This is a genomic window from Dyella sp. PARNA 12/25, from assembly GCF_055702865.1.
In genome coordinates, this window is record NZ_JBVQCI010000001.1 from 680,211 (window position 1) to 697,262 (window position 17,052).

Sequence of the window (17,052 nt, forward strand, 5' to 3'; positions counted from 1 at the left end):
CCAGAGGAGCGCATCATGCCCTGGATCTATCTTGCTCTCGCCGGCCTGTTCGAAGTGGTTTGGGCGGTGGGGCTCAAATACACCGAAGGCTTCAGCCGTTTGTGGCCGAGCGTCATCACGTTGTCTGCTATGACCGCCAGCATCATCCTGCTTGCCATAGCCGTGAAGACTTTGCCGATCGGTACCGCTTATGCCATCTGGACCGGCATCGGCGCCGTGGGTGCGGTCATTCTCGGCATCGTGCTGTTCGGTGACTCGGCGTCGCCGCTACGCCTGGCCTGCGTGGGCCTGGTGATGCTAGGCATGGTGGGGTTGAAGCTCACCAGCGGGCCGGCCTGATCGTAGTCCCACTAAACAAGAACGCCCCGGATCTTGGTCCGGGGCGTTCTTGCTTCAAGCGTTGGGCAATCAGTTGTCCTTGTTGCCCAGCTTGGTCAGCTCCGGGTTGGAGGTGAAATCGCGTTTCGCGCGCTGAGCGTTGAGCGGTTCGCCGTTGACCTGATACCAGATGCTCTCGGCAATGTTGGTGGCGTGGTCGCCGATGCGCTCGATGTTCTTGGCCATGAACAACAGGTGCGTGCACGGCGTGATGTTGCGCGGATCTTCCATCATGTAGGTCAGCAGCTGGCGGAAGTAGCCGGTATAGGCTTCGTCCAGCTCGGCGTCATCCTTCCACACCTGATACGCACGCTCGGCATCACGGTCGCGATAGGAGATCAGCACATCGCGCACTTCCTGCGCGGCCAGTTCGGCGAGATAGCCGAGGCCGCTGGTCGGTGCGATGGGAGCCACCATCGACAACGGGATGGAACGCTTGGCCACGTTGGCGGCATAGTCACCGATGCGCTCGATATCGGCGGCGATGCGCAGCGCGGCGAACACGTTGCGCAGGTCGCCGGCGATTGGTGCGCGCAGGGCCAGCAGGCGCACCACGTCGTGGCTGATTTCCTGCTCGAGCTGGTCGATGGCGTCGTCGTTGTTAACCACGTGCTGCGCGGCGCGCTCGTCGCGGCGGTCGATGACGTCGATGGCCGATTCCAGCTGGGTCACCGCAAGCTCGCCCATGCGAACGATTTCGCCGGTGAGGCGGGTCAGCTCGTCGTCGTAGCTCTTGATGATGTGTTCTTTGCTGCTGCCGCTCATGGTTAGATTCCGTGATGCGAGAAATAGATAAGGGTGTGGCAAGTCCCGCCCCTCACCCCAACCCTCTCCCCGCAGGAGAGAGGGAGCATAGCGATTAACCGAAGCGACCGGTAATGTAATCCTCGGTCTGCTTCTTGCCGGGCTTGGTGAAAATCTGCTCGGTACGATCGAATTCGATCAGCTCGCCAAGGTACATGAAAGCAGTGAGGTCCGAGCAACGGGCCGCCTGCTGCATGTTGTGGGTGACGATGACGATGGTGTACTGGCTCTTGAGCTCTTCCACCAGCTGCTCGATGCGGCCGGTGGCAATCGGGTCAAGCGCCGAGGTCGGTTCGTCCAGCAGCAGCACTTCCGGCTTCAGCGCGATGCCGCGCGCAATACACAGGCGCTGCTGCTGACCGCCGGATAGGCCGAGCGCACTCTGCTTGAGCTTGTCCTTCACCTCGTCCCACAGGGCGGCGCTGCGCAGAGCCTGCTCCACGCGGATGTCCATGTCGGCGCGCGACAGTCGCTCGTGGTGCCGAATGCCGTAGGCAACGTTTTCGAAGATGGTCATCGGGAACGGCACCGGCTTCTGGAACACCATGCCGACCTTGCTGCGCAAGCGGTTCATGGAGTAGCTGGAGTCGAGGATGTTCTCGCCGTCCAGCACGATCTCGCCCTTCGCTTCCAGCTTGGGGTAGATCGCATAGATGCGATTGAAGATGCGCAGCAAAGTGGATTTGCCACAGCCGGAGGGCCCGATGATGGCCGTGACCTTCTTCTCCGGAATATCCATGTTGATGCCTTTCAGCGCATGGAAACCGTTGTAGTAGAAGTGCAGGTCGCGCACCTTCAGCTTGGTGGGCGCGATAGGGGCCGACGTGGCCGCGGACTGCGGGTGAATGCCGGCGGCGGCGGACTCAGTCATGGGACACCTTGTTGCGTGAAAGGACCAGACGGGAAGCAAGACTCAGCAGCAGCACGAACATGGTGAGCACGAACGCGCCAGCCCAGGCGATGGCGTGCATCGCGTCACCCGGATCATTGGCGTATTGGTAGATCACCTGGGGCAGGCTGGACATCTTGTCCGACGGGTTGAAGGTCATGTAGTTGTTGCCAAACGCGGTGAACAGCAGCGGGGCGGTTTCACCGCTGATGCGAGCCAAGGCCAGCAGCACACCGGTGATGATGCCCGAGCGAGCCGCGCGGACGAGAATCTGCAGGGTCAGCTTCCACTGCGGAATGCCCAGCGACAGCGCCGCTTCGCGCAGGGTGGAGGGCACCAGGCGCAGCATTTCGTCCGAGGTGCGCACGATCACCGGCAGCGCGATCAGCGCCAGCGCCAGGCCGCCCGCCCAGCCGGAGAAGGTGGTCGAGCCGCTGGTGAGTGCGGTGGTCGGCAGCACGACGATGGTGTAAACGAACAGGCCCAGCACGATCGACGGTGCCGACAGCAGGATGTCGTTGAGGAAGCGGATCGATTCACCGAGCTTCGTGCCATTGGCGTATTCGGCGAGCCAGGTGCCGGCCAGCACACCGATCGGTGTTGCAATCAGGATGCCGATGGCATTAACGATCAGGCTGCCGACCATGGCGTTGGCCAGGCCGCCATCCTCGCCGTAGGCGGTGATCTTGGTAAACAGCTGCGGGTGCAGAGCGCCGATGCCCTGGCGCAGTGTTTCCCACAGGATCCAGGCCAGGAACATCAGGCCGATCAGCGTGGCGATCATGCTCATCGTGAGTGCCACGATGTTCTTGATGCGACGGTGCGTATAGAGATACGAATTGGTAGCCATCAGCGGCCCTCCTTATGGGCCAGCTGACGCAGCATCCAGCGTGCGATCAGCAACACGATAAAGGTCACCACAAACAGCAGGAAGGCCAGCGCCATCAGCGTCGACTTCTGCAGGCCTGCAGCCTCGCTGAACTGGTTGGCGATGGTGGATGCGATCGATGCGCCCGGATCGAGAATCGAAGCCGACAGCGTCATCGCATTGCCCAGCACGAAGGTCACGGCCATCGTCTCGCCCAGTGCACGACCCAGGCCCAGGAAAATGCCGCCGATCACGGCCGAACGGGTGTAGGGCAGTACGATGTCCCACACCACTTCCCAGGTGCTGGAGCCCAGCGCATAGGCCGATTCCTTCAGGCGCGTGGGTACGGTCTGGAACACTTCGCGCATCACCGAGGAAATAAACGGGATGATCATCACTGCCAGCACGATGCCTGCGGTGAGAATGCTGGCGCCGAACGGATAGTCGCTGCCGAACAGCCTACCGAGGAAAGTGTGCTGGGCAACCCAGGAAAGCTTGCCGTCATCCGGCTTGTTGCCCAGATAGTTGGTCATCCAGGGCTTGATGTGATCGGCGAAGAAGGGCGCAAAGATAAACAGGCCCCACATGCCGTAAATGATCGAAGGAATGCCGGCCAGCAATTCGATGGCCGAAGCCACCGGCGTACGCAGCCAGGGCGGCGCCACTTCGGAAAGGTAGAGCGCGATGCCGAAGCTCACGGGCACGGCGATCAGCAGGGCAATCACCGAGGTGGCGATGGTGCCGTAGACCGGCACGAGTGCGCCGTAGGTATCGGAGCCCGGATCCCAGGCGTCACTGATCAGGAAATGCCAGCCGAAGGTGCCGAACGCGTGGCGGCCGCCCCACAGGGTGGCGCCAGCGGCGCCGAGCAGACAGGCCAGCACGAGCAGGGCGCAGCCTTTGAGCACCCAGCTGAACAGCCTGTCGTGTCTTGCGTCGCGATGCGCACGCGCTTCCTGTGCCATGGTCGAGGCGACAGCGCCAACATTCGCTTGCATGTGCAGTGGTTCCCTCAACGTTCGGTCCGGCCGGCACGAGGGCCTGTCCGGTCGGTGGACGGTGCGCCGTTCCCGGCGCCTTTCAACGACAGGCCGCCCGAGGTTAATCGGGCGGCCGTGGTCGTGCGGTCAAGCGGCTAGGTTAAGTCTCGTCAGTTGCCGTTGCATGACTGAGCGAGACAGCGCCCTCAGTGCTTGTACTCGGTGCTCCAGTAGGCCTCGATCTTCTTGACCAGGGTGTCCGGCAGGGCAACGTAGTCGAGTGCAGCGGCGTCCTTCTGGCCGTTCTCGAGCGCCCACTTGAAGAAGTCGAACGCCACCTTGGTGTGCTCGGCATTCTTCGGCTTCTTGTACATCACCACCCAGGTGGTCGCCGTGATCGGCCACGCCTGCGCACCCGGGGCGTTGGTCATGATCACGTTGAAGTCCTTGGCGCTGCCCCAGTCGGCGGTGGCAGCGGCAGCGGCGAAGGCTTCGGCGCTCGGGGCGACGACCTGGCCAGCGGCGTTCTTCAGGTTCACCCAGCTGATCTTGTTCTTAACGGCATAGGCGTATTCGACGTAGCCGATCGAACCGATGATCTGCTTGACGTACTGCGACACGCCTTCGTTGCCCTTGCCGCCCACGCCGGTCGGCCACTCGACGGCCGTGCCGTACTTGACCTTGGAAGCCCAATCCGGGCTGACCTTGGAGAGGTAGTTGGTGAAGTTGAACGAGGTGCCCGAACCGTCCGAACGATGCACCACGGTGATCTTCTTGGTCGGCAGGTTCACGCCAGGGTTCATCGCGGCGATGCGCGGGTCGTTCCACATGGTGATCTTGCCGAGGAAGATGTCGGCGAGGGTGGGGCCGTCCAGCTTGATCTGGCCAGCCTGGATACCCGGGATATTGACCACCGGCACGATGCCGCCCACCACGACCGGGAACTGGCCCAGGCCGTACTGCGCGAGGTCTTCAGCCTTCACCGGTGCGTCGGTGGCGCCGAAGTCGATGGTGCCTTCCTTGATTTGGGCCACGCCGGCGCCCGAGCCGACGGACTGGTAGTTGAGCTTGTTGCCGGTCTTTTCGGCATAGGCAGCCGACCACTTGGAGAGCACCGGGTAGACGAAGCTCGAGCCGGCGCCGGTGATATCCGTGGCGTGCGCGGACATGCCGAACAGCGAAGCCGCAGCGAACACGGCAGCCGTGCCGATGCGGGACAGGTATTTGGTTGAGGTCAACACGGTGGCTCCTTAAGCGATAAGGGTCTCGGGGGATTCCCGCCCGCCGTTATTTCATGCGTCACGTGTTGCAATGAAATGAGTTCAATGTTTCAGCCATATGACAATTCGCCAGATGCTGTCATATGGCGCTGATAAAAAAGGAATTAAGCGGCCCTGCCGAAATGGCATCGGGGCAGCCATTCCTCTTTACATTGACTCAACACCGGTCTGTTCGCGTTCGAACATTTCGAGGGTGCGCCAGCGATTGATGATGGTGCAGAACAGCTCCGCGGTGCGCTCGGCGTCGTAAACGGCCGAATGCGCCTCGCGCGTGTCAAAGGGAATGCCTGCCGCTTGTACGGCCTTGCTAAGCACGGTTTGGCCGAAGGCGAGGCCGCTCAGCGTGGCCGTATCGAAGCAACTAAAGGGATGGAACGGGTTGCGCTTGTGGCCCACACGGCGCACCGCCGAATTGAGAAAGCCCAGATCGAAAGCCGCGTTGTGGCCTACCAGAATGGCCCGTTGGCAATCGGCATCGCGCATGGCATCCCGCACGGGCTTGAACACGTGATCCAGCGCCAGGCGCTCATCCAGTGCGCCACGGAGCGGGTTGTCCGGGTCAATGCCGGTGATTTCCAGCGCGCGCGGGTCGATGTTGGCGCCCGGGAAGGGCTGCACGTGGGCCGATACGGCTGGCATGGGCTGCAGGTAGCCCTCGGGCGTCATGTGCAATATGACGGCGGCGATCTCAAGTAGCGCGTCGCGCTCGGCGTCGAAGCCGCCGGTTTCCACGTCCACGATCACCGGCAGAAAGCCACGGAAGCGCTCGGCCATGCGGCCGGCCATGCTGTTGCAGAGGTTATCCATCCACCAAGCATATCAGCCGGCGCTGGTAGCCCTGTCGATGGCTTTTTCACATGGCCAGACGGGAAGTGCGTCAGCGGGTGTCTTTGTTCTGTCACATAACAGGCACATAACGGTAAAGGCGCGAGCCCATCCTGCGCTCCGATCGTGCTTGAGCCGCCGGAGATCGATAGGGGATCCATGGGGGTGGCTCAGGTGGTTCTTACCTACATGCGGAGAAAAACCATGCGTTCCAAGTTGCTCGCGGTGGCGATTGCTGCCGGTTTGGGCGTTACCAGCTTCCACGTCGTTGCCGATCCGGCACCGGCGAAGTCGACCTCCAAGACCAGCGCCCAGTCTTCGCAGGCCGCAGAGATCGAAGCGCTGAAGGCACAGCTGCAGGCACTGCAGGCGAAGGTCGTCGAGCTTGAGCAGCGTACAGATGCGCAGTCCGACATCAACGTCTCCACCGGCCAGGCCGTCGAGAGCGTGCAGAAGCAGGCCGCCGCAACGGATGCGCAGGTCAAGAAGTCGTCTGACAAGCTTGCCTACAAGGGCGTGAACATCACGCTGGGCGGCTTCCTCGCTGCCGAATCGATGTACCGCCAGCACAACACGGGCTCGGACATCGCCAGCAACTTCAACACGATTCCGTTCAAGAACGTGCCGCAGGGCCACACCAGCGAATTTCGCCTGAGCGCTCGCCAGAGCCGCGTGTCGCTGCTTGCCCAGGGTGACGTCGATCCGAACACGCACCTGGCTGGCTACATCGAGGCCGACTTCCTCGGTGGCGCCCAGACGGCCAACCAGAACGAGAGCAACTCGTTCAACCCGCGCATGCGCAACGTCTACATGACGGCGGATTGGGACACCACCGGCCTGCACCTGCTGGCCGGCCAGAACTGGTCGCTGCTCACGCTCAACAGCAAGGGCATCACGCCGCGCACCGAGCTGACCCCGCCGCAGATCGACGCGCAGTACGTCCCGGGCTTCACCTGGGCACGTCAGCCGCAGATCCGCCTGGTCAAGGATTGGGACAAGAAGTACTGGCTGGGTATCTCGATCGAGAACCCGCAGACCACGTTCTACCTCAACGGCAACCAGGCCAAGGCGCCGGTGCCGGCCATCGCTGCCGGTGGCACCATCCCGGCCACGGGCCCGTACTCGGTCTACAACATCAACGCTGGCTCGGGTTACGACTCGGTCAACACGCTGTCGCTCAACCACATTCCTGACGTCATCGTGAAGTTCGCCGCGGATCCGGGCTTCGGTCACTACGAAGTGTTCGGTATCGGTCGCTCGTTCTACAACCGCTACAACGGCCAGAACCACGACGCCTGGGGTGGTGGTTGGGGTATCGGCATGGTGCTGCCGCTTATCGACAAGACCCTCGACTGGCAGCTCTCCGGCATGAGCGGCAAGGGCATCGGCCGTTACGGCAGCGTGCAGCTGCCCGACGTGACCTTCAGCCCGAATGGCAACCTGGCTCCGATCAAAGAAAACATGATCCTGAGCGGCCTGACCTGGCACGTGAACTCCGATGTGGACGTCTATCTGTTCGGCGGCCGCGAAGGCGTGAGCAAGAAGGACTTCAACATCCTCGTCAAGGGCGCTCCGGTCCCCCTCGGTTACGGCAACCCCGGTTACAACAACAGCGGTTGCGATATCGAAGGCTCGACCACCTGCGTGGGCAACACCAAGGACGTCTGGCAGGGCACCACTGGCTTCTGGTGGAAGTTCTACCAGGGCAAGTTCGGCAAGATGCAGTTTGGTGCGCAGTACTCGTACACCAAGCGCGAAGCTTTCTCGGGCCAGGGTCTGGTCAACGGCGTGCTGGTCAACGGCGCCGCTCAGCCGAAGGCGACGGAGAACATGTTCTTCACGTCCTTCCGCTACTACCCGTTCTAAGCAACACCGGTACGGTTATCGTAAGGGAGTTCGACCCAGGGATTGGAGAAACGGCGGGCATTGCCCGCCGTTTCTGTTTTTGCACTTCGTAACCTGATCGCGATGCGATTTTCGTCTTGGCATCATGTGCCTCTTGTAGGAGCGCACTTGTGCGCGACAGCCTGACGGAGCGGCGAGATGGCTACGCTGCGGTCGCGCACAAGTGCGCTCCTACAGATGTGCGCTGATGTGTAGTTCAACTCTAAACACCACCTGACCCCGCGCGTGAAAAACCTTCAAAGGATCATCGCAAACACTTGCGAGTTGCGATGCCTTTCGATAGTTTGCTCCGCATGACTTCGCGTCTTAGCCACTCTCCGTTCGCTGTTTTCCTGGCGTGTCTGTTCGGCCTGCTCTTGCTGGTCGGCACGCCGGTGCGTCCGGTGCAGGCGTCTGCTGCTACTTCGGCAGACAAAGCGGTGGCGGCGAGCGTGATGGCTGATGACGTCGCGGATGCCGCTGGCGATCACGGCGACACCTGTTCACTCGACGACAACACTAACAACGGCGGCATGGATGACATTCTCCATCCGTTCGACGTTGCCTACCTGTGGGCTCCCACACCCTCGGTAGTTCCAGAAGCCGGCCCCTACGATGTGGGCCCGCACGATCCAGCGCGTTTGCTGCGCCCACCCGAAGCCGTCTGATACGCCACCGCTGACGCGGTCTGCGTTCCACGTGCGTGCACGCGCTGTCACGTGCCGTCGTTGATGGTCATGCCAGTGATTTGAAGTGTTCGTTGCTGCGGGCTCGTGATGCGCTCGTGAGCTGCGCTGGCCATCCGTTCCTCTTTCCCTGTCGACGCCCGTTGCCTGGCGCTTTGCGCCGTGGGCGTCGTCCCCGCATTTTTTCTGGAGTATTCGCATGAAGCGTTTGATCGAAGGTTTTGAGCAGTTTCGCAACGAGGTGTTTCCTGCGCAGCGAGAGCTGTTCGGCAAGCTGGCCAAGGGCCAGAGTCCCAGCACCATGTTCATCACCTGCGCGGACTCGCGCGTGATGCCGGAGATGATGTTCTCCTCGCAGCCTGGCGAGCTGTTTGTCTATCGCAACGTCGGCAACATCGTGCCGCCGTACGCACAGCATGTGAGCGGCGTGGTGGCGGCTATCGAGTATGCGGTGAAGGTGCTCAAGGTCCGCCACATAGTGATCTGCGGTCATTCCGATTGCGGTGCCATGAAGGCGCTGCAGTATCCGGAGCTCGTGCAGGACATGCCGTCCGTGGCGGCCTGGATGAAACATGCCGATGTGGCGCGTTACGTCGTGGAGCAGAACAGCCCAAGCCTGCAAGGCCCCGAAGGCTTGTGCCGCCTCACGGAAGAAAACGTGGTGGGTCAACTGGAACATCTGCGCACGCTGCCCGCCGTGGCGGCGGCGATGGCCAGTGGCCAGCTGCGCATCCATGGCTGGGTCTATGACATTGCGCATGCCGAGCTCAAGGCATTCGACGCGCAACGAGGATGTTTCGTGGCGATTGAGCCTGGCAAACGCGAGGTACCCGAGGCGACGCCGCATGCGCGCTTCTCGATGCCTGCTGCGTCTGCTGCCTGAGGGTTGCCGTTGTGATGAGTCAGTATTTCAAACAGGGACTGTTCGGGCGCGACCTGCTCGGCTCCATCGTGGTGTTTCTGGTGGCGTTGCCCTTGTGTATGGGCATCGCCATCGCTTCAGGCATGCCGCCTGCAGCGGGTCTGATCACCGGCATCATTGGCGGCATCGTTGTTGGCGTCATCGCCGGTTCGCCATTGCAGGTCAGCGGCCCAGCCGCTGGCCTTGCCGTGCTGGTGTTCGAGTTGGTGCGGGAACACGGCATCGCCGCGCTGGGCCCGGTGGTGTTGCTCGCGGGTGCCATCCAGATTGCTGCAGGTCTGTGCCGTGTGGGCGTGTGGTTCCGCATGTGTTCGCCGGCCGTGGTGGCAGGCATGTTGTCGGGTATCGGCGTGCTCATCGTGGCTTCGCAGCTGCATGTGTTGATCGATGCCGTGCCGAAGGCTCGCGGTCTCGAAAACTTCGCGGCGTTGCCCGGCGCGGTGATCAATGCGGTGCAGGGTGAGGTGGGCAGTTTGTCCGCCATGGCCGTGGGTATTGCCACGATCGCGATCATGCTGGGTTGGGAAAAGCTTCGTCCGGCGAGGTTGCGCTTTGTGCCTGGCGCGTTGCTGGCGGTGGTGGCGATGACCGCCGTGGTGCAGGTGATGGGACTTTCAGTAAAGACCGTGGATGTACCGTCGAACCTGATGGCTGCCGTGACGCTGCCGACATGGAGTGGCCTGTCCGGATTGCTTGAGCCGTCGTTGCTGATCGCCGCGCTCACGTTCGCCTTTATTGCCAGCGCCGAGACCCTCCTGTCTGCAGCGGCGGTGGATCGCATGCATGATGGCGCACGCACCAAGTACGATCGCGAGCTGACTGCGCAGGGCGTGGGCAACATGTTGTGCGGCCTGTTCGGCGCGTTGCCGATGACTGGCGTGATCGTGCGTAGCGCAGCCAACGTGCAGGCCGGATCGGCGACACGCATGGCAACCATCATGCACGGCGGCTGGATTCTGGTGTTTGCGCTGCTGTTGCCGTGGCTGATGCGCATGACGCCGGTGGCATGTCTGGCAGGCATCCTGGTCTACACCGGCATCAAGATGGTGAACTTCAAGCAGGTGAAGTCGCTTGCGGTCTACGGCAAGGGCACCGCGTGGATCTATGTGGCCACCACCGTGGCGATTGTCGCCACGGATCTGTTGGCTGGCGTGCTGATCGGCTTCGCGTTGTCGCTGTTCCGCCTCGCGCTGCATTCGTCCCGCCTGAAGGTGGGTCTGGATCAGCACGACGAGCCGGGCACCGCGTCGCTTCGTCTGGAAGGTTCCGCCACGTTCCTGCGCGTGCCGTCGGTGGCTCGCACGCTTGAACGCGTGCCGCCCAATACGCGGCTGCAGTTGGTGGTGGATCGCCTCCACCACGTCGATCAGGCCTGTCTGGAATTGCTGCGCGAGTGGGGTCGCAATGCCTCATCGCGTGGCTGTGAGCTGGTGGTGGACTGGCATCAGCTCAACCAGCGGGTCGAAGGTGTGCGCAGGGCAGCATAGGCCTCGCGCACCATCACAGGAGCCCCCATGCCTCCCCTCCCTCTCCACATGAGGGGCTCCTTGGGTCCCCAGGCGGTCGCTACGGAGTAGGTACCGTTGCGTCAGTGGGTCTGGGTTGTGCTGTCGGCCACCGCACTACCGGTGGTCGACAGCTGGACTGAATCCCAGCCGCCGCCTAACGCACGAATCAGGTCTACGCTGGCTTGCAGTCGTCTCGTACGTACCTGTTCCGCGCTGCGTTCCGCTTGCAGTGTCGCGGTCTGCGCACTCACCACATCGAGGTAGTTCACGGCGCCTTCGCGATAGCGATTGGTAGCGATCGTTTGCGAGTCGTGTGCTGCACTCGCTGCATCGTCCTGTTGGTGAGCTTCCTTGCCAAGCTGCTGCAGCAAGGTGAGGTTGTCTTCCACTTGCTGGAACGCGTTCAACACGACGCCACGATAGAGGCCGGCGGATGCATCAAGATTGGCTTGTGCTGCCTGCACCTTGGCATGACGCAGGCCACCATCGAACACGCTCATGGCGAGTTCCGGGCCCAACGCCCAGTAGCGGTTGCCTGCACTGAGCAAACTACCCATGCCAGTGTCCTGAAAGCCAAACACGGCTGACAGACTCAGACGCGGAAAGAACGCTGCGCGCGCCACGCCGATCTCCGCATTGGCAGCGAACATCCGTCGTTCGGCGGCGGCGATGTCGGGTCGGCGCTCCAACAATTGCGACGGTACACCAAGCGGAATCGCCGGCACGTTCATCGGCGCGTTGTCCTCCGGTAGTGAGAAGCGCGAAGCGGATTCACCCACCAGGGTGGCGATGGCGTGTTCGGTCAATGCACGTTGGGCCACCACTTCGGATACCTGCGCCTGCGCGTCCGCGAGTTGCGTTTTTGCGCGGCTCACGTCGAGGCCCGAGGCCACACCGCCTTCAAAGCGACGTTGGGTCAGGTCGAGCCCTGCCTGATAGGCATCCAGCGTGTCCTTGAGAATGCGTTCCTGCACGTCATAGCCGCGCAGAGCGACGTAGCGATCAGCCAGTTGCGCTTCCAGGCTTAGCTTCACCGAAGCGAGATCGGCTTCCGCTGCCGTCGCATTCGCCTTGCCGGCAGCGACTTCGTTGCGCACGCGACCCCACAAGTCCAGCTCATAATCGAGTCCGAAGCCAAACGTGTTGGCGGTGTATTCGTTGGGTTGGTTGCTGCCGCGCAACGGTCGGTTGTCCGACTGCCGGTTGCGGGAGGCTGAAGCACCGACGCCCAGCGTCGGATAGAGGTCCGAACGAGCTTCACCCAGCAGAGCGCGCGCAGCATCGTAGCGCGCAAGCGCAACGGCCAGGCTGGGGTTGGAGTCATCGAGCTGCTGCTCCAGCTTGTCCAGCTGAGGATTGGCATACACCGACCACCACGGACCGCGCGTGGCCATGTCCGCTGGATGCGCTGGCGCCCACAGTCCGTCAGCGGTCTGGCCGGCATAGCTGTCGGGTACTTGGCCTAGGTCCGGCTTCTTGTAAGCGGGTGCCAGCGAGCAAGCCGGCAGCGAAGTAACCAGGGCCATCAGTAGCAGTCGACGCAGCAAAGGCAGATTGAACGTCATGACATCATTCCGGCTTGGCTGCGTCGGTCGTATCGGCGCGTGCAATCTGCACGACATCGCCTTGCGCCAGCGAATCGGAGGGGTGGTTGATCACGCGGTCGCCCGCTTGCAGGCCTGTGTCGATGCGCAGGCGATCACCAAGATCCATCGCGATGTGCACATCGCGCAACACGACTTTGTTATCGGGACCTACCACGGCCACCTGCGGACCTTGTGCGCGGAAAATCAGCGTGGTCGCGGGCACCGTCAGGGTCTGGCTGTTGCCCGTCATCGGAATATGCACCTCGGCATAGGCGCCGGGCAGCAGATCGCCTTTCGGGTTGTCCACCTCAAACTGCGCCAGCAGCGAGCCCGTGGTCTGACTCACCGCACCCGAATTGCCGATCAGACGCCCGGTGAACTGTGCGCCCGGATGATCGGGCACATCGAGCTGTACGGTCATATCGGGTTTGATGGCATCGGCATAACCCTGTGGTACCTGCACGTACAGGCGCATGCGCGTGGTGTCGGAAACGGTGAATAGCGGCGGCGTGCTGTCGTTGTTGGCGCTGATCAGGTCGCCGATATCGGTGTTGCGTGCGGTGACGGTGCCGGCAAACGGCGCAGTGATGTGCTTGAACGCTTCCAGCGCGGCGATGCGGTCGACATCCGCCTGTGCGGCGAGCACGTTAGCTTGCGCAGCCTCCGCTTCACCGGCTTTCTCGTCCGCTTCCTGCTTGGACACGGAGTTGGAGGTGAGCAGGTTCTTCCAGCGCTTGTCGGTAAGCACGGCCAGGCGCGCATTGGCCTGGGCACGCGCGAGATTGGCCTTGGCTTGTTCAAACTGCTGGTCGACTTCCGGCGTATCGATCTCCGCCAGCGATTGCCCGGCGCTGACCTGGCTGCCGATGTCCCGGCTCCAGCCCTTGAGGTAGCCGCTGACCCGCGCATGGATCGGTGCGCTGATCCATGCATCCAGATGACCCGGCAGGGTCAGGCCCTGGTGGCCGACGGTGCTTTCCGGCGTGGCGATCTGCACGGTAGGCGTGACCTGGGCGTCGGTCCACTTCACCACGCGGTGGTAGTCGTAGGCACGCACGGAGATGCCGGCAATGGTCGCGACAATGGCAACGACCAGACCAAGGCGCACAGCGCGCCCGAGCCTCGGCGTTCGCGCGGGTGTTGCGGCGATGGGGTCATGCGACATGGACAGGTTCTCCAACAGCGGAATCGGATGCGGGCTGCACCTGCTCGCGACCGTGCACGATGCTGAAGATCACCGGCACGAAGAGCAGGGTGGCAAAGGTGGCGAACAACAGGCCGCCGATTACTGCGCGGCCCAGTGGGGAGTTCTGTTCCTGCGTCAGCGCCATCGGCAACATGCCGATGATCATCGCCAGCGCGGTCATGCAGACCGGACGGAAGCGCGTGAAGCCCGCTTCGAGTGCGGCCTTCATCGCATCGCCGTGTTCGGCGAGGCGTTCGCGACAGAAGCTGACGACCAGGATGGAGTTGGCAGTGGCCACGCCCATGCACATGATGGCGCCGGTCAACGCGGGCACGGACAGCGTGGTGTGCGAAAGGAACAGCATCCACACGATACCGGCGAGCGCTGCGGGAAGGGCAGTGATGATCACGAACGGATCCAGCCACGACTGGAAGTTCACCACGATCAGCAGATAGATCAGCACGATCGCACCGACCAGGCCAAAGATCAGGCCGCTGAAGGCCTCGTTCATGGTGCCTACCTGGCCGTGCAGACTGACCAAGGTGCCTTTCGGGCGTTTCGGTGCGAACTGGTCGAGCACCTTCTGCACATCGTTGGCCACCGCACCAAGGTCGCGATCCTGCACCGAGGCATAGATGTCGAACGACGGCATGATGTTGTAATGCGACACCACAGCAGCGCTGGGTACACGCGTAAAGATGGCGAGGCCGCCGAGCACCTGGCTGGCGCCCTTGCTGGCAGGCGTAACAGGCAAGCCGGCAAGGTCCGATATGCTGTTCATCTTGTACTGGGGCGTGGCGGCAACGATGGGATAGGACACGCCGTTCTTCGGATTGAGCCAGAACGTCGGCGCCACCTGTGAGCTGCCGGCTAACGAGGCCACCATCGTGTTGGTGACGTCGCGCTCGGTCACGCCCAGCATGTCCGCACGGGTGCGATTCACCGTCACGTTGAGCTGCGGGTAGCTGGTGCTCTGCTGCAAACGGACGTCCGCAATGCCCGGTACGTCGCGCAGGCGCTTCATGATTTCCGTGGCATAGGCTTCGTTGGCCTTCAAGTCACGGCCGGCAATGGAGACATCCAGCGGTGCGGGCGCACCGAAGTTGAGGATCTGAGAACTCATGTCCGCTGGCAGAAAGGCAAACTGCGTGCCGGGGAATTCACGCGGCAGGCGGGCGCGCAATTCGCGCACGAAGTCGGCGGTCGGGGCGTGGCCCTCCTTCAGCTCCACCTGGATGTCGCCATCCTGCGGGCCGATGGTGCCGCTGGCGTTGTAGACCATGTTCACGCCAGACAATGGCAGGCCGATGTTATCGATCACCGTGTCCAGCTGGTCCGGCGGAACCACCTTGCGGATGGCGTTTTCGATGCGATCGAACTCGGCGGCCGTTTCTTCTACGCGGGTACCCATCGGAGCGCGCACGTGCAAAGCGATGGCACCGGCATCGACATCTGGGAAGAAGTCACGGCCAAGGAAGGGCACCAGTGCGAACGAGGCGAGCACGAAAACCAGGAAGCCGATGACGAAGCGCTTGCGGTGGGTGAGGGCGACACTGAGCGTCGCGTGATAGGCATCGCGCACCTGTGCGAAGCGGTGCTCGAAACGCTGCTGAAACAGAACCATCGCGGCGAGCAAGGCGCCGCGCTTGCGCGGTAGCGGTTGATCGCCTTCGTGATGGTTGAGGTACTCGTCCTCCGGGTGGTCGCCAGGCCCCTGCTCGATGTGATGCGGCTTGAGCAGATACATCGCCAGGGTCGGCACCAGCGTGCGCGACAGCACAAACGAAGACACCATGGCGAAGATCACCGCCAGCGCCATCGGGCGGAACAGGAAGCCCGCAATGCCGTTGAGCAGGAACATGGGCACGAACACGATGCAGATGCACAACAGTGAGACGAAAGCGGGCGTCACAATCTGCTTGGCGCCATCCATGATGGCGTCGTGCACGCTCTTGCCTTGCTCGAGGTGCCAGTTGATGTTCTCGATGGTGACCGTGGCGTCGTCCACCAGGATGCCCACGGCCAACGCCAGGCCGCCCAGCGTCATCATATTGAGCGTCTGGCCAGTGGCCGAAAGCAGGGCGATGGCCGAGAGAATCGCGAGCGGAATCGACACCGCGATGATCACGGTTGAACGCCAGCTGCCCAGGAAGATCAGGATCATCACCGACGTAAGCAACGCAGCGATGACACCTTCGCGCGCCACCGAAGAAATGGCGCCCTTCACGAAGGTCGACTGATCACTCAACAAGGTGACTTTGAGGTTGTCCGGCAGCGATTCGCGCACCAAGGGCATCAGCGTCTTGATGCCTGACACCACGGCCAGCGTCGAAGCGTCGCCCACCTTCAGCGCCGGCATCAGCACCGCGCGCTTGCCATCCACACGCACCACGTTGGTCTGCGGGGCCGCGCCGTCGCGTACGTGTGCCACATCGCCGATGGTGATGGTAGCGCCGTGCACGCTCTTCACTGGCAGCTGGTTCAGCTCATCCATAGCGTTGGGGCTATTGTTGAGTTGCACGTGGTACTCGTAGGTACCGATCTTGGCCGTGCCCACCGGAATGATCTGATTCTGTTCGGCCAGCGCATTGCTCACGTCTTGCGCGGAGAGACCGTTTGCAGCGAGTGCACGGGGATCCAGATCCAGCGTGACCTGGCGCGCTGCACCGCCGTAGGGCGTGGGTACGGCCACGCCCGGCACGGAGGTGAGCATGGGGCGCATCACGTTGAGACCCTGGTCGAGGATCTTCGCTTCGGACATGCTCTTGCTCGACAGCGCCATCTGCAGGATAGGCACGGTCGATGCGTTGTAGTTGAGGATCAACGGCGGCGTAATGCCCGGCGGCATCTGCTTCAGCACCGTCTGCGAGATCGAAGTGACCTGCGCCGTGGCCGTGCGAATGTCCACGCCCGGCTGGAAGAAGATCTTCACGATGCCCATCCCGGGCAGCGACTGCGACTCGATGTGCTCGATGTTGTTCACCGAGGTGCTGAGCTGGCGCTCGTAGTAGTACACGACGCGGCCGGACATCTGATCCGGCGGCAGGCCGTTGTAGCTCCACACCACGCTGATCACCGGGATGCCGATGTTCGGGAAGATGTCGGTGGGGGTGCGGAATGCAGCCAGCGGGCCGGCGATGAGGATAAGCACCGCCAGCACAATGAAGGTCAGCGGTCGCGAGAGGGCGATTCGGACAAGGCCAAGCATGGAGTGTTGCGGCATGAGGGGCCTGGGGCCCGATGCGGGGCATGATCG

At 62.5% G+C, this 17,052-nt stretch carries 14 protein-coding genes; 5 read left to right on the forward strand and 9 right to left on the reverse strand.

The features are described from left to right. Window positions 1-15: 15 nt before the first annotated feature. Entirely contained in the window at window positions 16-339 is a 324-nt protein-coding gene (gene sugE / locus AC0GUR_RS03305; protein WP_472876041.1) for a quaternary ammonium compound efflux SMR transporter SugE, read from the forward strand. Between the two features lie 69 nt (window positions 340-408). On the opposite strand, the gene phoU is transcribed toward sugE, so the two are convergent. The 6 genes from phoU to rnt all read right to left on the reverse strand — a co-directional run bounded on the left by phoU (window position 409) and on the right by rnt (window position 6,006). Further along, window positions 409-1,143 carry a phosphate signaling complex protein PhoU gene (gene phoU / locus AC0GUR_RS03310; protein ID WP_472876042.1) on the reverse strand — a complete coding sequence of 245 codons (735 nt, stop codon included), beginning with the start codon at window positions 1,141-1,143 and terminating at the stop codon, window positions 409-411. Window positions 1,144-1,237: 94 nt separating this feature from the next. After that, window positions 1,238-2,053, reverse strand: a complete 816-nt coding sequence (gene pstB, locus AC0GUR_RS03315; protein WP_472876043.1) for a phosphate ABC transporter ATP-binding protein PstB — start codon at window positions 2,051-2,053, stop codon at window positions 1,238-1,240. Beyond that, on the reverse strand, window positions 2,046-2,921 hold the full coding sequence (gene pstA, locus AC0GUR_RS03320; protein ID WP_472876044.1) for a phosphate ABC transporter permease PstA: 876 nt from the start codon (window positions 2,919-2,921) through the stop codon (window positions 2,046-2,048). Before pstA ends, pstB begins: the two co-directional genes overlap by 8 nt. Beyond that, window positions 2,921-3,937, reverse strand: a complete 1,017-nt coding sequence (gene pstC / locus AC0GUR_RS03325; RefSeq protein ID WP_472876045.1) for a phosphate ABC transporter permease subunit PstC — start codon at window positions 3,935-3,937, stop codon at window positions 2,921-2,923. Before pstC ends, pstA begins: the two co-directional genes overlap by 1 nt. 188 nt (window positions 3,938-4,125) lie before the next feature. Beyond that, window positions 4,126-5,157 (reverse strand): phosphate ABC transporter substrate-binding protein PstS, encoded by a 1,032-nt coding sequence (pstS, locus tag AC0GUR_RS03330; protein ID WP_472876284.1) that lies wholly within the window; start codon window positions 5,155-5,157, stop codon window positions 4,126-4,128. Window positions 5,158-5,346: 189 nt separating this feature from the next. Then, complete coding sequence (gene rnt, locus AC0GUR_RS03335) at window positions 5,347-6,006, reverse strand: ribonuclease T (RefSeq protein WP_472876046.1); 660 nt, start codon at window positions 6,004-6,006, stop codon at window positions 5,347-5,349. Window positions 6,007-6,228: 222 nt separating this feature from the next. Between rnt and AC0GUR_RS03340 the strand changes: the two genes are divergently transcribed. The 4 genes from AC0GUR_RS03340 to AC0GUR_RS03355 all read left to right on the forward strand — a co-directional run bounded on the left by AC0GUR_RS03340 (window position 6,229) and on the right by AC0GUR_RS03355 (window position 11,003). Further along, complete coding sequence (locus AC0GUR_RS03340) at window positions 6,229-7,890, forward strand: coiled-coil domain-containing protein (RefSeq protein ID WP_472876047.1); 1,662 nt, start codon at window positions 6,229-6,231, stop codon at window positions 7,888-7,890. A gap of 332 nt (window positions 7,891-8,222) precedes the next feature. Next, window positions 8,223-8,576 (forward strand): hypothetical protein, encoded by a 354-nt coding sequence (locus tag AC0GUR_RS03345; protein ID WP_472876048.1) that lies wholly within the window; start codon window positions 8,223-8,225, stop codon window positions 8,574-8,576. Window positions 8,577-8,793: 217 nt separating this feature from the next. Continuing rightward, window positions 8,794-9,477, forward strand: a complete 684-nt coding sequence (locus AC0GUR_RS03350) for a carbonic anhydrase (protein ID WP_472876049.1) — start codon at window positions 8,794-8,796, stop codon at window positions 9,475-9,477. A 14-nt stretch (window positions 9,478-9,491) separates the two neighbouring features. Next, complete coding sequence (locus AC0GUR_RS03355; RefSeq protein ID WP_472876050.1) at window positions 9,492-11,003, forward strand: SulP family inorganic anion transporter; 1,512 nt, start codon at window positions 9,492-9,494, stop codon at window positions 11,001-11,003. A gap of 101 nt (window positions 11,004-11,104) precedes the next feature. Here AC0GUR_RS03355 and AC0GUR_RS03360 read toward each other — a convergent pair whose 3' ends face one another. The 3 genes from AC0GUR_RS03360 to AC0GUR_RS03370 are packed head-to-tail and all read right to left on the reverse strand — an operon-like array spanning window position 11,105 to window position 17,004. Then, the gene (locus AC0GUR_RS03360; RefSeq protein WP_472876051.1) at window positions 11,105-12,589 is read right to left on the reverse strand and encodes an efflux transporter outer membrane subunit; all 1,485 of its coding nucleotides are present in this window, start codon (window positions 12,587-12,589) and stop codon (window positions 11,105-11,107) included. Between the two features lie 4 nt (window positions 12,590-12,593). After that, window positions 12,594-13,775 (reverse strand): efflux RND transporter periplasmic adaptor subunit, encoded by a 1,182-nt coding sequence (locus AC0GUR_RS03365; protein WP_472876052.1) that lies wholly within the window; start codon window positions 13,773-13,775, stop codon window positions 12,594-12,596. After that, complete coding sequence (locus AC0GUR_RS03370) at window positions 13,765-17,004, reverse strand: efflux RND transporter permease subunit (protein ID WP_472876053.1); 3,240 nt, start codon at window positions 17,002-17,004, stop codon at window positions 13,765-13,767. Before AC0GUR_RS03370 ends, AC0GUR_RS03365 begins: the two co-directional genes overlap by 11 nt. Between the last annotated feature and the right edge of the window lie 48 nt (window positions 17,005-17,052).

Coding starts and splice junctions, on each gene's coding strand:
- sugE (WP_472876041.1), top strand. CDS start 16: ATGCCCTGGATCTATCTTGCTCTCGCCGGCCTGTTCGAAGTGGTTTGG.
- phoU (WP_472876042.1), bottom strand. CDS start 1,143: ATGAGCGGCAGCAGCAAAGAACACATCATCAAGAGCTACGACGACGAG.
- pstB (WP_472876043.1), bottom strand. CDS start 2,053: ATGACTGAGTCCGCCGCCGCCGGCATTCACCCGCAGTCCGCGGCCACG.
- pstA (WP_472876044.1), bottom strand. CDS start 2,921: ATGGCTACCAATTCGTATCTCTATACGCACCGTCGCATCAAGAACATC.
- pstC (WP_472876045.1), bottom strand. CDS start 3,937: ATGCAAGCGAATGTTGGCGCTGTCGCCTCGACCATGGCACAGGAAGCG.
- rnt (WP_472876046.1), bottom strand. CDS start 6,006: ATGGATAACCTCTGCAACAGCATGGCCGGCCGCATGGCCGAGCGCTTC.
- AC0GUR_RS03340 (WP_472876047.1), top strand. CDS start 6,229: ATGCGTTCCAAGTTGCTCGCGGTGGCGATTGCTGCCGGTTTGGGCGTT.
- AC0GUR_RS03345 (WP_472876048.1), top strand. CDS start 8,223: ATGACTTCGCGTCTTAGCCACTCTCCGTTCGCTGTTTTCCTGGCGTGT.
- AC0GUR_RS03350 (WP_472876049.1), top strand. CDS start 8,794: ATGAAGCGTTTGATCGAAGGTTTTGAGCAGTTTCGCAACGAGGTGTTT.
- AC0GUR_RS03355 (WP_472876050.1), top strand. CDS start 9,492: ATGAGTCAGTATTTCAAACAGGGACTGTTCGGGCGCGACCTGCTCGGC.
- AC0GUR_RS03360 (WP_472876051.1), bottom strand. CDS start 12,589: ATGACGTTCAATCTGCCTTTGCTGCGTCGACTGCTACTGATGGCCCTG.
- AC0GUR_RS03365 (WP_472876052.1), bottom strand. CDS start 13,775: ATGTCGCATGACCCCATCGCCGCAACACCCGCGCGAACGCCGAGGCTC.
- AC0GUR_RS03370 (WP_472876053.1), bottom strand. CDS start 17,004: ATGCTTGGCCTTGTCCGAATCGCCCTCTCGCGACCGCTGACCTTCATT.